This window comes from Streptomyces sp. NPDC048389 (assembly GCF_040706335.1).
Taxonomy (GTDB): Bacteria; Actinomycetota; Actinomycetes; order Streptomycetales; family Streptomycetaceae; genus Streptomyces.
In genome coordinates, this window is sequence record NZ_JBEZKP010000051.1 from 14,963 (window position 1) to 31,223 (window position 16,261).

Annotated in this window: 10 protein-coding genes; 4 read left to right on the forward strand and 6 right to left on the reverse strand. The window is 70.6% G+C overall.

Features of this window, described 5'->3' with window-relative positions:
• Positions 1 to 10 precede the first annotated feature (10 nt).
• Positions 11 to 1,471: an aldehyde dehydrogenase family protein gene (locus AB0903_RS27160; protein ID WP_366707190.1), complete on the reverse strand. Its 1,461-nt coding sequence runs from the start codon at positions 1,469 to 1,471 to the stop codon at positions 11 to 13.
• A gap of 121 nt (positions 1,472 to 1,592) precedes the next feature.
• Here AB0903_RS27160 and betA point away from each other — a divergent pair, with 121 nt between their 5' ends.
• Together betA and betT are read left to right on the forward strand one after the other, a co-directional pair.
• Positions 1,593 to 3,251: a choline dehydrogenase gene (gene betA, locus AB0903_RS27165; RefSeq protein WP_366707192.1), complete on the forward strand. Its 1,659-nt coding sequence runs from the start codon at positions 1,593 to 1,595 to the stop codon at positions 3,249 to 3,251.
• Positions 3,252 to 3,312: 61 nt separating this feature from the next.
• On the forward strand, positions 3,313 to 5,391 hold the full coding sequence (betT, locus tag AB0903_RS27170; RefSeq protein WP_366707194.1) for a choline BCCT transporter BetT: 2,079 nt from the start codon (positions 3,313 to 3,315) through the stop codon (positions 5,389 to 5,391).
• A gap of 37 nt (positions 5,392 to 5,428) precedes the next feature.
• On the opposite strand, the gene AB0903_RS27175 is transcribed toward betT, so the two are convergent.
• From AB0903_RS27175 to hpnR, 4 genes are all read right to left on the reverse strand, one after another.
• Complete coding sequence (locus AB0903_RS27175) at positions 5,429 to 8,062, reverse strand: SpoIIE family protein phosphatase (protein ID WP_366707148.1); 2,634 nt, start codon at positions 8,060 to 8,062, stop codon at positions 5,429 to 5,431.
• 35 nt (positions 8,063 to 8,097) lie between these two features.
• On the reverse strand, positions 8,098 to 8,676 hold the full coding sequence (locus tag AB0903_RS27180) for a DNA starvation/stationary phase protection protein (protein ID WP_366707150.1): 579 nt from the start codon (positions 8,674 to 8,676) through the stop codon (positions 8,098 to 8,100).
• Between the two features lie 518 nt (positions 8,677 to 9,194).
• Entirely contained in the window at positions 9,195 to 10,376 is a 1,182-nt protein-coding gene (locus AB0903_RS27185; RefSeq protein ID WP_366707152.1) for an MFS transporter, read from the reverse strand.
• A gap of 4 nt (positions 10,377 to 10,380) precedes the next feature.
• Positions 10,381 to 11,892 carry a hopanoid C-3 methylase HpnR gene (hpnR, locus tag AB0903_RS27190; protein WP_366707154.1) on the reverse strand — a complete coding sequence of 504 codons (1,512 nt, stop codon included), beginning with the start codon at positions 11,890 to 11,892 and terminating at the stop codon, positions 10,381 to 10,383.
• Positions 11,893 to 12,231: 339 nt separating this feature from the next.
• On the opposite strand from hpnR, the gene AB0903_RS27195 reads away from it, so the two are divergent.
• The gene (locus AB0903_RS27195) at positions 12,232 to 13,332 is read left to right on the forward strand and encodes a glutamate--cysteine ligase (RefSeq protein ID WP_366707158.1); all 1,101 of its coding nucleotides are present in this window, start codon (positions 12,232 to 12,234) and stop codon (positions 13,330 to 13,332) included.
• Here the strand turns inward: AB0903_RS27195 and AB0903_RS27200 are convergent, their stop codons facing one another.
• Complete coding sequence (locus tag AB0903_RS27200) at positions 13,333 to 14,772, reverse strand: MFS transporter (RefSeq protein ID WP_366707196.1); 1,440 nt, start codon at positions 14,770 to 14,772, stop codon at positions 13,333 to 13,335.
• A gap of 619 nt (positions 14,773 to 15,391) precedes the next feature.
• On the opposite strand from AB0903_RS27200, the gene AB0903_RS27205 reads away from it, so the two are divergent.
• Positions 15,392 to 16,255: a class II glutamine amidotransferase gene (locus tag AB0903_RS27205; protein ID WP_366707160.1), complete on the forward strand. Its 864-nt coding sequence runs from the start codon at positions 15,392 to 15,394 to the stop codon at positions 16,253 to 16,255.
• Positions 16,256 to 16,261: the final 6 nt, after the last annotated feature.

Consider the following 16,261-nt stretch of genomic DNA (forward strand, 5'->3'; position numbering starts at 1 on the left):
CTCGGGGATCTCAGCGGGCGAACCACCCCTGCGGTACCGGAGCGGTGTTCTCGTAGATGTGCTTGGCCTGGCGGTACTCGGCGAGTCCTTCCTGGCCGAGTTCCCTGCCGATGCCGGAGCGTTTGAACCCGCCCCACTCCGCCTGCGGCAGATACGGGCCGAAGTCGTTGATCCACACCGTGCCGTGCCTCAGCCGCCGCGCCACCCGCTCGGCCCGGCCGGCGTCCTTGGTCCACACGGCTCCGGCGAGCCCGTAGTCGGTGTGGTTGCCCAGCTCGACCGCGCGGTCCTCGTCGGTGAAGCGCTCCACGGTGAGGATGGGGCCGAAGGTCTCCTCCTGCACGATGCGCATGTCCTGCGTGCAGTCGACGAACACCGTCGGCCGGAAGAAGAAGCCGTTGCTCAGCTCCGGTTCGTCCGGGCGCTTGCCCCCCGCGGCCAGTTTCGCACCCTCCTCGATGCCCAGCCGCACATACGACTCGACCTTGTCCCGGTGCTCGGCGGAGACGAGCGGGCCGCTCTCGGTGTGCTCGTGCAGTCCGTTGCCGAGCCGGATGCGTTCGGTGCGGCCGACCAGCTCGGCGACGAAGTCGTCGTGCAGGGAGTCTTCGACGATGAGCCGGGTGCCCGCAGAGCACACCTGCCCGGCGTGGAAGAACACGGCCATGAGGGCGTGGTCGACCGCGGTCTCGACATCGGCGTCGGCGAACACGATGTTGGGGTTCTTGCCGCCCAGCTCGAGGGCGACGTTCTTCACGGTGTCGGCCGCCGTCCGCATGATCATCTGACCGGTCGACAGGCCGCCGGTGAAGGACACCAGATCCACATCGGGGCTCTCCACCAACGGCGCGCCGACCGCCGCGCCGGCGCCGAGGACGAGGTTGACCACGCCGGCGGGCGCCCCGGCCTCCTCGATCAGCTCCACCATCCTGATGGTGGTCAGCGGGGTGATCTCGCTGGGCTTGACCACCATGGTGTTCCCGGCCGCGAGCGCGGGGGCCACCTTCCACGACGCCTGGAGCAGCGGGTAGTTCCACGGGGTGATCAACGCGCACACACCGACCGGCTCGTGGACGACGCGGCTGCGGATCCTCGGGTCGCCCGCGTCCACCACCCGCCCGGAATCCGCCTCGGCCTGGCCCGCGTAGTAGCGGAACACTGCCGTCACGTCATCGACGTCGATGCCGCTCTCGACGAGTGTCTTTCCGGTGTCCAGGGTTTCCAGACGAGCGATCTCCGCCCGGTCGCGCTGGAGGTAATCGGCCGTTCTGTGCAGCAGTTCGGAGCGCTGCCGGGGGGTCCAGGACGGCCAGTCGCCGTGGTCGAACGCGGCTCTCGCCGCGGCCACGGCTGCCAGCGCGTCCGTCCGGTCGCCCTCGTCCACGGTCTGGACCGCGGACTGGTCGTAGGGATTCAGAATCTCGCGTGTGGCGCCGCTCGACGCGGCGACCCACTTTCCGCCGATAAACAGACTGGACGTAGCAGTCCTTCCCCGGTTGAGCCGAATGCAGCTGCACCGTTGTGCGCCGGAATCCCCCGCCGCTTATGTTTAGCGCGTAACGCAGGGTGGCGCAATGAGCACGAGGAGCGACATGGGCCGGACGGAGTACGACTACATCATCGTCGGCGGGGGCTCAGCAGGCTGCGCGCTGGCCAATCGGCTCAGTGCGGACCGGGAGAACAAAGTCCTCGTGCTGGAGGCCGGCCGCCCCGACTGGATCTGGGACATCTTCACCCACATGCCTGCCGCGCTGACGATGGTCATCGGCAATCGCTTCTACGACTGGTGCTACGAATCGGAACCCGAGCCCTTTATGGACGGCCGGCGTGTCACCCAGGGCCGCGGGAAGCTGCTCGGCGGATCGAGTTCCATCAATGGGATGATTTTCCAGCGCGGAAATCCCATGGACCTGGAACGCTGGGCTGCCGATCCGGGCATGGAAACCTGGGACTACGCGCACTGCCTCCCGTATTTCAAGCGCATGGAGCACTGCGTGGCCGGCGCCGACCAGTGGCGCGGCCAGGGCGGCCCGTTGTGGTTGGAGCGCGGTCCGGCGAGGAATCCGCTGTTCGCCGCCTTCCTCGAGGCCGCGCAGCAGGCCGGGCACCCGCTGACCGCCGATGTCAACGGCTACCGCCAGGAGGGCTTCGCCCGCTTCGACCGCAACATCCGGCGGGGACGGCGCTGGTCGGCCGCGCGTGCCTACGTGCACCCGGTCAAGAAGCGGCCGAACCTGACGGTGCAGTGCTTCTCCCAGGTCGACCGGGTGCTGTTCAAGGGAAAGCGCGCGGTGGGTGTGGACTACCGCCGGTGGGGCCGGGAACGCCGGCGCGCCTTCGGCGGCGAGGTGATCCTCTGCGGAGGCGCCATCAACACACCGCAGCTGCTGCAACTGTCCGGTATCGGCAACCCCGACGAACTGCGGCCACTGGGCGTCGACATGGTGCACGAGCTGCGCGGTGTCGGGGAGAACCTCCAGGACCACCTCGAGGTCTATGTGCAGCACGCCTGCAAGTTGCCGATCTCGTACAATCCTTCGCTCAAATGGTCCCGGCGGCCCGCGATCGGTCTCCAATGGCTGCTTTTCCGCACCGGACCGGCGGCGACCAACCATTTCGAAGCCGGCGGGTTCGTACGCGGCAACGACGTCGTGCGCTATCCCAATCTGATGTTCCACTTCCTGCCCATCGCGGTGCGCTACGACGGCACGCCGGTGGACGCCGAACACGGCTACCAGGTGCACATCGGGCCCATGTACTCGGACGTGCGCGGCTCGGTGAAAATCAAGTCCCGGGATCCCCGGGTGCATCCGGCGCTGCGGTTCAATTATCTCTCCACCCCCAACGACCGGAAGGAATGGGTGGAGGCGGTCCGCGTCGCACGTGAAATCCTGTCCCAGCCCGCTTTCGCCCTGTACGACGGAGGCGAGTTGTCCCCCGGCTCGGAGGTCGAGACGGACGAGGAGATCCTGGACTGGGTCGCCCGCGACGCCGAGACCGCGTACCACCCGTCCTGCACCGCCCGCATGGGCGTCGACGAGATGTCCGTGCTGGACCCCGCCTCGATGCGGGTGCACGGAGTCGAGGGGCTGCGCGTGGTCGACGCCTCCGCGATGCCGTATCTCACGAACGGAAACATCTACGCGCCGGTGATGATGCTCGCCGAGAAGTCGGCCGACCTCATCCTCGGCAACACCCCGCTGCCCCCGGCCACAGCCGACTTCTACCGGCACAGCACCCAGGAGAGCTGACACCGTGTCGATCGACGGAGGAAGCGGCAACGTACCGGAGCCGCAGGACCCGGCAGCAGCGGTGACCGGCCCGGGAAGGGAGAGCAGGCTCAAGCCCGTCGTCTTCTTCGGGTCGTCCGTGCTCATCCTCGCCATCTCGATCTGGGCGATCATCACCCCGACGGGCGCCGAGAACACCATCGGCGTGGTGGTCGACTGGATCTCCTCGGTGTTCGGCTGGTACTACTTCCTCGCCGCCACCCTGTATCTGGTGTTCGTCGTGTTCGTGGCCGCGTCACGGTACGGCGCCATCAAGCTGGGGCCGCAGCACTCCACCCCCGACTACGGGCTCTTCGCCTGGGCCACCATGCTGTTCGCGGCGGGCATCGGCATCGACCTGATGTTCTTCTCCGTCGCCGGGCCGGTCAGCCACTACCTCGCCCCGCCGGAGGGCGACCCGCAGACCGTCGCGGCGGCGCGGCAGGCGGTGGTGTGGACACTGTTCCACTACGGCATCACCGGATGGGCGATGTACGCGCTGATGGGCATGACGCTCGGCTACTTCGCCTTTCGCTACCGTCTTCCGCTGGCCATCCGGTCCGCGCTGTACCCGATCATCGGCAGGCGCATCCACGGCCGGATCGGTGACGCGGTCGACCTCGCGGCCATCATCGGCACGGTCTTCGGCATCTCCGTGTCGCTCGGCATCGGCGTCGTGCAGCTCAACTACGGCCTGACGTTCCTCTTCGACATCCCCCAGGGGACCGCGGCGCAGATCGGCCTGATCGCCCTCGCCGTGGTCCTGGCCACGGTGTCCGCCGTCGCGGGTGTGGACCGGGGCATCAGGCGGCTGTCGGAACTCAACGTCGTCCTCGCGATCATCCTGATGTTCTACATGCTGTTCGTCGGCAGCCCGCTCAGGATCCTCAACAGCCTCATCCTCAACATCGGCGACTACATCAGCCGCTTCCCGTCGATGACGCTGAACACCTTCGCCTACGACCAGCCGACCGACTGGCTCAATGCCTGGACGCTGTTCTTCTGGGCCTGGTGGATCGCCTGGGCCCCGTTCGTCGGGCTGTTCCTGGCGCGGATCTCGCGCGGCCGCACCATCCGCCAGTTCGTCGCGGCGACTCTGGTCATCCCGTTCCTGTTCACGCTCACCTTCCTGTCCGTCTTCGGCAACAGTGCGCTGGGACTGGTGCGGGACGGCAACACCGAGTTCGGCGAGACCGCTGCGAACGCCCCCGAACAGGGCTTCTACGAACTGCTCGCGCAGTTCCCCGGCGCGACGTTCAGTGCCGGGCTGGCCACCTTCGTCGGTCTGCTGCTCTACGTCACCTCCGCCGACTCCGGCGCGCTGGTGATGAGCAACCTCAGCTCCCATCTGCGTACCCCGCTGACCGACGCCCCTTCGTGGGTCCGCATCTTCTGGGCCTCGGCGACCGGACTGCTGACCCTCGCCATGCTCCTGGTCGGTGGGGTGGCAGCGCTGACCGACGCGACCATCATCATGGGCCTGCCGTTCTCCTTCGTGATGTTCCTGATCATCTGGGGCCTGTACAAAGCCCTGCGCGTCGAACGGATGCGGGAGGACGCGCTGACCACCACCCTGCCGTCGTCGCTGTCCGGGCGGATGGTCGGGCCCGGCCGGGGCACGGAGTGGAACTGGCGGCGGCGCCTGGCCAGGGCGATGAGCTTCCCCAGCCACCGGACGGCGGTCAGATTCGTCGACGACGTCTGCCACCCCGCCTTCGAGGACGTCGCCGCGGAGTTGGGCCGGCAGGGCACGGAGGCGTCGATCGTCGAGGGAATCGACGACGAGAACGGGCTGCCGCACATGGAACTGCGGGTCCCGATGGGAGGCGACGAAGTCTTCATCTACCGCCTGTGGCCGGTCGAGGTGCCCACCCCGGCATTCGCCCACCGCGTGGTCACCGAACACGACACGTACGTGCGGTTCGAAGTGCACCTCGCCGACGGCAGCCAGGGGTACGACGTGATGGGCTACAGCAAGGAGCAGCTCATCGGCAACATCCTCGACCAGTACGAGCGGCACCTGGAGTTCCTGCGGCTGCACCGGGAGGCCACCGCACGATCGTCGCTGCCCGACCACCGTCCCGACACCGCGGATGTGCATCTGCCCGACAAGGACGTCTGACGGGCCGGCGCCGCGCACGTCGGAGCCGGAAGGACCGTCAGGAGGGCGGTGTGGGGCGGACGGCGAGGACGGCGATGTCGTCCTCGCCGTCGGCGCCCAGCCCGATGAGGAGTTCGTCGCAGAACACGTCGAGGGGTTCGCGGGCCAGGGCGGCGGCATGCCGACGGAGCCGCTCCATCGCATGGTCGAGGGGCTCGCCGCGGCGTTCGATGAGGCCGTCGGTGTAGAGCAGTACGGTCGAGCCGGCCGGGATCGCGTCGTGGGCCCTGGGACGGGGCATGTCGGGATCCATGCCGAGCAGCAGTCCTGATCCGTCCTCCAGGAAGCGCGTGCGGCCGTCCGCGTCGATCAGCAGCGGCGGCAGATGGCCGGCGGAGGAGTGCACCAGGTCCCAGGGGCCGTCCGCGGGGCCCTTGAGCAGGCCGTAGACGCAGGTGGCGGTGGCCTCCCGGTACAGACTGTGGTTCGCCATGTCCAGGCGGCGCAGGACCGTCTCCGGAGGCTCCTGCCGGTCCACGGCGATGCCGCGCAGCATGCTCCGCAGCTGGCTCATGGCGATGGCCGCGTCGAGGTTGTGCCCGGTGACGTCGCCGATGACCAGCGCCGTGTCCCCGCTGGGCAGGGCGAAGCAGTCGTACCAGTCGCCGCCGACCTGGGCGGTGGTGGAGGAGGCCGCGTAGCGGGCGGCCAGCTGGAGGTGCTCGACCTCAGGCAGCACGGGCAGCAGCGAGCGCTGGAGGCGCTCTGCGATGTTCCGTGTCTCCTGGTAGAGGCGGGCGTTGTCCGCCCCCAGGGCGAGGCCGCGGGCCAGGTCGTCGACCAGCGGCAGATGATCCTCGGTGAACGGCTGTTCCGGGCCGCTGCGGGCGACCGTGAGAGCGCCGATGATCTCCCGGCGGGCCCGGAGCGGGGCGACGACGGCACTGGTCGCGCCCATTCTGCGGAACAGGTCCAGATAATGCGCGTCCAGCGGGCTGGTGGCCCGCTCCGGCGGCGGGGGATCCGTGAGCAGCAGCGGGCCCGCGCCGCGCAGCGCGCGGGCCAGGGGCCCCCGGGCGGTGTCGGACACCGGCGGAAGCCGGCCCTCGTGCTCCTCCGGCCGCGGCCCCTGGGCGGCGCGGCGGATCACACAGACCCGCTCCACCTGGGCGTCCTCGGTGATCAGGTCCACCGCGCACCAGTCGGCGAGCTGTTCGGTGAGAATCCGGCCCACTTGTTGCAGGCCCTCGTCCAGGCCCGTGGCGTTGCTCAGCGCGGTGCCGATGTCCGCCAGCAGAGAGAGCGGCTCCAGCGCCGACATGCCCGCCTGGCCGCGTTCCGCTCTCCGGTCGCCCGCAGGGGCCGGCGGAGGCGCTCCGGCCGGGTTCTGCGGCGCCGCCGACCGGATCCGGCCGGTCGGGCGGAGCGACGGACCGGGCGCGGCGGCCCTCGGGGCGAGCTGGGCGACGAACACGGTACGGCCGTCGGCCGTCTCCTGGGTCTGGATGAACAGACGGACGGGGACCAGTCGGCCGTCGCGGTGCAACGCGGGGAGGGGGACCGAGCGGCCGAGGATCCGGGGCTGACCGCTGAGGAGCAGGGACGTGAACGCCACGAGGTGGCGCCTGCGGAGATGTTCCGGGATGAGCGTGGTCAGCGGCAGTCCGACAAGATCGTCCGCGGGCCAGCCGAGCAGTTCCGCCGCCGGGCCGTTCGCCGCGATGATCCGGTTCCGCTCGTCGGCGGCGATCGTCGCGTTCCTGCTGAGGTGCACCTGGCCCGGTTCCCACGGCACCAGCTCCGAGGGCCCGGCGCCCGGCTCCCTGGGCACGACCGTCCAGGCGGCGGGGGGTGCGCCGGCGAGCTGGTCGACGATCTGGCCGAACAACCACTGGTGGAAGACACGGCTGCGCGGAAGACCCGGCAGTGTCAGGAGGCGCTCGTCACGCGCCGCCTCCTCGGCCCGGTCCAGAACTCTCCGCAGGGTCTGCACCGCAGGACCGGCATCCGGCGGTACGGACAGAGGCAACGACCGGATCTCCGCCTCCCCTGCCTGCTCCCGCAGCGCGGTCGTCACACAGGCGCTGATCACGTTGTTCATGTCATGGGCGGCGACGAGGTCTTCCGGCGGAACACCGAGGTCGTCTCCGGCGGCGACGGAGAGGATGAGTTCGCGCAGCAGCGTGTGCCGGTGATGCCGGGAGGCGGCGTAGAGGGCTGCCGGCACGTCGACGAGGGTCACGGTCTCGCCCGCGCAGGAGGGCGGCGCGACGGCCTGCCATCCGTGCGACTGGGACTGCCACCCGTCGTGCCGCAGCTCGAACCACACCGTCTTGCTCTCTTCGCCCGTGTCGACGCCGTGCCGGGACGCCAGCTGCTCGACCAGTGCCAGCCCCTGCCCCGTACCGGCGTACGGAGGGCTCTCGTGCGGGACGAGCCCGCGGTCCGGCCGCTGATCCCTCACCCGGACCCGGACCGTGCCGTCGTCGACGCAGGCCGACACCTCGATCTCCGTGCGGGCATGGAGCACGGCGTTGGTCACCAGCTCGCTGACCAGGAGCCGCGCGGTGTCCACCACGTCCGGCGCGACACCGACGAGAGCGCCCCGCACGAACCGCCGAGCCTCCGCCACGCTCTGCGGCCCCTGGGAGAACCGTCGTGACGGTGCTTGCGGGGCACTCGGGTCGCCCATGCCCTCAGTCTCCCTCACGAGGTCCGTCCCGGGGGTCAGGGCTGGTCGCGTGCCTGGTCGGCGGCCTGGCCGGCGGCGGCGGTCTCGGTGGTGGCGCCGCGTGTGCTGAGCTTGCCGCCGCTGGACTCGAGGTGGGCGCGGACGAACCACTGGAACAGCTCCAGACCGCGGAGCTGCTCGATGAGCATGTCCTGCGTGACCGGGTCGGACGTCTCGGTGGCCTGCATGGCCTCGCGATGGTCCTTGATGACGGACGAGTAGACGAGGTCCAGCGCACCGAGGTGCTCGATGGCTTCGGCACGGCCGATCGAGTAGTCGTTCCAGGTCCGCTCGTCGACCAGCGCCCCCGGGGTCCCGTTGGGTTCGCCGCCGAGGGTGGAGATCCGCTCCGCGAGGTCGTCGGTCATGGCGCGGACCTGGTCGACCTGCGGGTCGATCATCTCGTGCACCGCGATGAAGTGCGGTCCGACGACGTTCCAGTGGATGTGCTTCAACGTGAGGGCGAGGTCGTTGAGGGAGTGCAGACGCATCTGCAGCAGCGAGATGATCTGCCTGCTGTCCTGTGTGCTCATCCCCGGCACTGTGTACGAGATCTCCGGACGTTGTGACGACACGATGGTGCTCCTTGGTGTCCTGGACTGAGGTGTTCAGGAAATCAGCCGCAGCGGGACGCCGCCGCTCGGCCGCGTGCGGCCGGAGCGATGTTCACCGGTGCGGACGCGGACCGGGCGGAGGTACGCACCGCCCGGCCGCCGCGTCGCCGGCGTACGGCGTGCCCGGGGATGGAGGGACGAATGGATGGCCCGACAGCTCCGTCTGCTTCCCCCACCGAGGTGACTCTCAGGGGCCTACCGAAGCCGGGGCCGACACGCACTGTGATCGCTCGTGTCGATGGGCACACGGAGTACCGACCACGACTTCCCGCTGCTGCACGACGATGTGATCGACGGTGCCCCGCCGCACCGGCACCGGCCGGGGCCGCTCCGCGTCCTGTACCTCGAGTCCGGTCGCCGGCCTCCAGCATGGCGAGCACGGGCTCGCGCCGGACGCCAGGAGCCTCATGGCCGGGTACTCGCCCGGCTCCGGGCTTACGGCCCGTGGCCTGATTGCCGATCTGCGAAGCGACGCCGGGTCAGGCCCCGGCCGGCGGCCTGCGCGCCGCGTACACTCCCGCGCCGGACGCCGGCAGCAGCACGAAGCCGGTGAAGACCAGCCCGGCGGGGCGCAGCCCGAGCCATGTCGCCAGGGCGCCGACACCGACCACCGGGAGCGAGATCCCCGCGTAGGCGACGACGAAGAACGCCGAGATGGTGCCGCCGCGGTGCTGCGGCGGAGCCGCGCCGCTGATGAGGGTGAGTGCCGCACGGAACGCCAGCCCCTGCCCGCCGCCGCCGCACAGGGCGCCCACGACCAGCAGCGGCAGCGACTCGGCGACCAGTGACGACGCCACCAGCAGCAGCCCCGCCACGAGGACCCCGCACCCGACGGGCAGCGCTCGTCGCGCGCCGATCCGCCCCGCCCAGTACTGCCCCAGGGTCGACGCGAGGAACACGGAGAAGACCACCGCGCCCGACACCGCGAGGTTGTGCACCCCCAGCGTCCGCGAGGTGAAACTCGGCGCGACCGCCGTGAACAGCCCGAGCAGCGCGAAGCCGGCGAACGCCGCGACCGAGGCCGGCGCGAACACGCCCTTGACCTCGGGCGGCACCGTCACCCCCTGCGGCGCCGGCGGCGGCCATCGGCGCGTCACCGCCACCGTCTCCGGCAGGAACAGGACGACTACCGCGGCCATGGCGACCAGCCCCAGATGGATCCAGAACGGCAGCGTCGTCGCCCAGGGCGTGTACTGCGCGACGAGGCCCGAGAGCAGCGGTCCGCAGCCCAGACCACCCATGTTCGCCGCGGTGGCGGCGAAGGCCGCCCGCTCCTTGCGCCGAGGGCCGGCCAGTTCGATGACGGCCGCGGTCGCCGCGCCGCTCAGCAGTCCGGCCGCGCCGCCCGACAGCAGCCGCCCCGCGAACAGCAGCGGCAGACCGCTCTGCAGCAGGAAGCATCCCGCACTCCCGGCCGACAGGGCCATGGCGCACAGCAGGACAGGTCTGCGGCCGGCCGTGTCCGAGTAGTTCCCCGCCAGCAGCAGCACCAGGATGACGGCGACGGCGTACACGGCGAAGACGACGGTGACCATCAGCTCGGAGAAGCCGATCTGCTCCTGGTACCGCCCGTACAGCGGCGTGGGCAGCGTGGTCCCGGCCATCCCGATGGCGAACACCGCGGCGGCCGCGGGGTAACCCGGCCACCGCCCACCGCTCACGCCGTCACACTCCGTCGGGCTCGGGGTCGGCCTCCCGGCGCCGTGACGGCTGCGGCTTGGTGTGGATGTACAGATCCTGCCGCTGCGGTGTCGTGGCGCGACGTGTGGGCAGCGGCAGTTCGTACCGGACGGGCCGGCGGTGGTCGGCCATCTGGCGATCGGGGTTGTAGACGCGGCTGAACTTCCACAGCATGCGGGCGAAGTTCGTCTGGCCGCGCAGGAGATTGCGCCCCAGGACGCCCATGGCTCCGAAGGCGGTGCGCAGTCCGAGGTGCTTGCGGTTCAGTACGCCCTGGGTGCGCACGAGTTCCCGGTAGAAGACCTCGAGGGGGAGCTTCGTGGGGACGACCGCGTGCTGGATGTCGAAGAGCCGGTAGTCACGGGTGGTCAGCTGCCGGGCCTCCGTGTGCCAGATCTCCGTTCCCGGATACGGCGTCATCACCGTGAGGTGCACGATCTCCGGCACGGAAAGAGCGAACTCCCTCACCAGGCGGAACTGTTCCTCGTCCCATGCCGGATCCACGATCAGGTTGATGGCCACCATGATTCCCATGCGGCGGGCGGCTTCCAGGGCCCGGAAGTTCTCGTCCGGGCTGACGCGCTTGCGGTAGAGGTCCAGCCCCTCCGCGTCGATGGCCTCCATGCCGAGGAACATGTACCGCAGACCGAGCCGGGTCCAGCGCTCGAAGACCTCCTCGTTGCGCAGGAGCACGTCGCTCCGGGTCTCCAGGTAGTACTGCTTTCGGATTCTCCGGCGCTCCAGTTCGGCGGCGATGCCGTGACCGTGCTCGGGCCGGATGAAGGCGACGTCGTCGACGATGAAGACGTTCGGTTCCCGGATGGTCGTCATCTCCTCCGCGGCGGCCTGCGGTGACGCCTTGCGGTAACTGCGCCCGTAGAACGTCCACGCGGAGCAGAAGGAGCAGTCCCACGGGCAGCCCCGGGTGAACTCGATGGAGGCGCAGGGATCGAGTTCTCCGATGAAGTAGCGGTTGCGCCTGCGCATGAGATCACGCGCGGGGGGCAGCTCGTCGAGACTGTCCAGCAACCGGGGCGCCGGTCCGCGGCCGTCCGCGCACACCACCCCCGGCACGGCAGCCAGGCCGCCGTCGCGGGCCGCTTCGAGCAGCGGCGCGACGGCGGGCTCACCCTCGCCGCGCACGATCGCGTCGACCGCTCCGTCGGCCTGTTGCAGCACGTGCTCCGCGATGAAGGAGACGCTGTGCCCGCCGAAGAAGACGAAACATTCGGGGGAGGCGGATTTCACCTGGCGGGCGATGTCGATCGCCTCGGGAATGTTCGCCAGGTAGTTGAGCGAGATTCCCAGGGCCTCGGGTGCGAAGGAGCGCATCTCCCGTTCGAGCAGCGAGTGCGACAGCACCTGGAGGTCCACCACCCGGACCTCGTGCCCGGCGGCCCGCGCCGCCGCCGCCACCCGTTCCAGCCCCAGTGGTTCGAGTCGCAGGAAGATCTCCGAGTACATCAGGGCGCTCGGGTGGACGAGCATGACGCGCATTGGGAACTCCCACAGGGTGAATGAGCACAGCCGCCGGGATCGGCGCGTACGAAGACATGCGCCCCGTCACTGGGGCGGCGAGGCGGCGGCTGCATCGGTGCCGGACCGCGGTACGTGTGATCGATGCACCTCCCATGCGGTATTCAGCCAGGAATACCGCATGGCCGCCCGGTCCCGGAGACAGCGCGCGCCCGGCACGCCTTCGTGGCCGCCATACGGGTGGGCTGCGGTTTCCGCCCTCGCGCCGGACGTATGGTCCGCCGGGCGCGGATGGCCCTTTTCGGGCGACCGTCCTGTGTCCTGCGCGGTTCCTGCGACCCGGCCCGAGAGACTGAGCCCATGGAGCCGGTCACCCTTGGGGTGGAAGAGGAATTTCTGCTGCTCGACCCGGAGACCGGAGTCCCGGTGCCACTGGCTGAGCGGGTGCGCGCGGCCGCCGGTCTGGCGCCGGGCGTCGACGAGGACGAGCTGCACTCGGAGCTGCTGCAGGTACAGGTGGAGGTGGTCACGCCCGTCTGCGCGGACCTCGAGGAGGTCGGCGGGAATCTGCTGCGCATGCGGCACGCGGTCGGAGCGGCCGCCGAGGCGAACGGGTGCCGGCTCGCGGCCTGTGCGACGCCCCCGCTGCGGGGCGCCGTGTCGGCGCTGGTGACCGAGCAGCCGCGGTATCGCGCGATGCGGGCGCAAGCTCCGCAACTGGTCGCCGAACAACTGGTCAACGGCATGCACGTGCATGCGGGGGTGCCGTCCCGGGCAACCGGGGTGGCCGTCCTGAACCGCCTCCGCGGCTGGCTGCCCGTGCTGGTCGCCATGTCCGCGAACTCGCCGCTGTGGGACGGCAGGGACACCGGGTTCGCCAGCTGGCGCACCGTGATCTTCGGCCGCTGGCCCGTCAGCGGGCCACCACCCGTCTTCCGCGACCTGGCGGACCACAAGCAGCGTGTCGAGACCCTGCGGTCCAGCGGCATCATCTCCGACACCGGGCAGCTGTACTGGCAGGCCCGGCTGTCCGACCGCTTCCCGACCGTCGAAGTACGCTGCCTCGACGTGCAGCTGCGCGCCGACGACGCGGTCATGTTCGCGGGCATCGTGCGCGCGCTCGTCACCGTCGCGATCCACGAGACCGAAGCCGGCGTGCCGCTGGTCACCGGGCCGCCCGAGGTGGCGCAAGCGGCGAACTGGCAGGCCGCCCGGCACGGGCTGAACGGCCACCTGATCACCGCGACGGGAGAGCGCAGAAGCGCCGGAGACGTCGTCGCACTGCTCATGGATCACATCGCACCCGCGCTGGACGCCGCCGGCGACAGTCGGGAGGTGGTCTCGCTGGTGCACCGGCTGCTGCAGCAGGGCACACCGGCCGACCGGCAGCGGCGGGCACTGGCCGCAGGCGGCCTGAAAGCGGTGACCGACCTGGTCGTCGCGGAGACCACGGCCCCCTGATCAGGCCCCTGACACGCCGTGGCGGCATTTCCCCGCGTTCCGGTCGTGAACCGGCGCCGTCGCCGGCAGCGGGCGCAGTCTGCGTCCGACGACATCGGCCAGTGAGATGACCAGGGCGGCCACGACGAAGGCGACCGACACGACGAGACCGGCGTCGAAGGCGGACGACCAGTCGCCCGGACGGAGGCGGGCGAAGAAGACCGACCCGACGGCGGCGATCCCCACGGCGGAGCCGACGCGCTGCGCGGTCTGCAGTGTGCCGGCGGCACTGCCCGCGGAACCCACCGGCACCTGGCCCAGGGTCAGGGTCTGATTCGGTGCGATCACCAAGCCGCCGCCCAGACCCGCGAACAGCAGCGGACCCGCCATGGCCCAGCCCGCCCCGCGGCCGGGGACCAGGCCGACGGCGAGCGCCGTACCGGCGAGCCCCAGGGCGACCATCGTCAGGCCAACGGTGATCAGGGGCCGGCCGAAACGGCTCACCAGCCGGCCCCCCACCATCGCGGAGAGCCCCGAGCCGAGGGCGAACGGCGTGATGGCGGCCCCGGCCAGCAGCGCGCTGTAGCCCAGACCGCTCTGGAGGTAGAGCGTGGAGACGAAGAAGATCGAGGTGAATCCGGCGAAGTAGAAGAGGATGAGCAGGCAACCGAGCCGGTAGCTGCGGACCCGGAACAGCGACAGGTCCAGCAGCGGTTCCTCGCCGCGGCGCTGCCATCGGCGCTCCCAGAGAGCGAAGCACCCGAGCAGCATTGCGGAGGGGACCGCCAGCAGCCATGTCCAGGACCCCTCCCACTGGTGCGCCTGTACGAAGGGCAGCAGCAGGGTCAGCAGTCCGGCTCCGAGCAGCAGGACACCGACGGGATCGAGCCGGCGTACGGTGATCCGGCCCGCCGAAGGGGTGTCCGGCAGCAGCCTCCTGGCTAGGACCAGGCAGACCGCGCCGAGCGGGAGATTCACGTAGAACACCCAGCGCCAGCCCTCCTGGGAACCGGCGAGATGGATCAGCAGTCCGCCGAGCAGGGGGCCGATCGCCGTGGAGATGGCGACGACGGTGCCGAAGGCGCCGAAGGCGCGACCGCGTTCCGGACCGGAGAACATCTGCTGGATCAGCGCCGAGATCTGCGGTGTGATCAGACCTCCCGCGAAACCTTGCGCCACCCGGGCGACGACCAGCCACGTGCCCGACTGGGCGGCCCCGCAGGCGGCTGAGGCGAGGGTGAACAGGACCAGCCCCAGCATGAACACCGCACGCCGCCCCCGCGCGTCGCCGAGACGCCCGGCCGGGACCAGCACCAGGCCGAAGGCCAGGGCGTACCCCGACAGCACCCACTGCAGGACGGACTCGGGCGCGTCGAGTCCTTCACGGATGGACGGCAGCGCCACATTGACGATCGACACGTCCAGCAGCGTCATGAACCCGGCCATGAGGCATACGGCCAGCGCCTGCCATCGCTGCGCGGGGGAGAGGGCGTCCCCTCCGGGCGGTCGGACACCGCGCGGCGGGGCGCCGCCGGACGAACCCGATGTCACAGGAACCACCCTCTTCTGCACCGTGTCCGCGCCCGGTTCCATGGAGCGGCACGGACTCCTCCACCGCCACTCTGGCAGCTCCACGGCCGACCGGCTCGGGAACGGTCCGCTGCCCGGGGCGGAGGACGGTGCCCACCCGGGGCCCCGGCGCGCACCGTCCGGGCGGGCCGTGCCGCCTGCCCCGAACGGAAGTGCCGGTGCATCACGGCGGCCGGGCCCGCCCGGCTGTCCTCGCCGGTGCCACGCTGAACAGGTGTCGACATGCCGACCTGCGCGCCCGCCGCCCCCGGTTCACCCCGACGGCCAGGCCGCTACCGGGCGGTGGACGGCTACGAGGCGCGGACGGCTGCGGTGGGGCCGGTCGGAGCGGGGACACGCCTCGAGGGCCCCGGTCGCCGGCGGCCCTGCGTGGCGATCAACCGGCGGCGCACGTGACGATGGAGAGTGCGGCGGCCCGTCAGGCTCCCGGCCGCGGAGCCGCCGGACCCGGGGCGGAACGGCCCCGGGGCGAGAGGAGCGGTGGTCCGACATGTGCCGATGGCTGGCCTACACGGGCACCCCCGTGCTTCTCGACTCCGTGCTCTACCGTCCCGCCCATTCCCTCATCGACCAGAGCCTGCACGCCAGGATGGGGGTCGAGACGACCAACGGCGACGGGTTCGGCATCGGCTGGTACAGCCCCGGCATGGACACCCCGGCAGTCGTGCGGGACACGGGGCCCGCGTGGAACAACCGCAACCTCCGGGAGATCTCGGCACACGTCCGGTCCCACCTGTTCTTCGCCCACATCCGGGCCTCGACCGGCTCGGCCGTCCAACAGACGAACTGCCACCCGTTCCGCCACGGGCGGTGGCTGTGGATGCACAACGGCGCGATAGCCGATTTCCACCGCCTGCGCCGGGACCTCTGCCTGGTCATCGACCCGTCCCTGTTCGCCGACATCGAGGGCTCCACCGACTCCGAGGTCATGTTCTTCCTGGCGCTGACCTTCGGCCTGGACCAGGACCCGCTGACGGCCGTCGCCCGCATGGCGGGCCATGTGGAGCACCTGGGCCGCCGGCACGGCGTCGACTCCCCGCTCCAGATGACCGTCGCGGTGACCGACGGGGAGCGGCTGTGGGCCTTCCGGTACTCGAGTGAGCGGCGCTCACGGTCGCTCTACTACAGCGCGGAGGTCGACACCCTGCGCGCGATCCACCCGGATCTGAAGTTCCTGACGGGGCTGTCCCCCGAGACGCGCCTCGTGGTGTCCGAACCGCTCAGCGGCCTCCCGGGCGCGTGGACGGAGTTTCCCGAGAGCAGCTGCGGTCTCGTCGGGGCGGGCGTGGACTTCGTACAGGACTTCGTCCCGGTGCCGGCGGACGGCGAACTGCCGTACCACCGGACGGGCTGAGTTTCG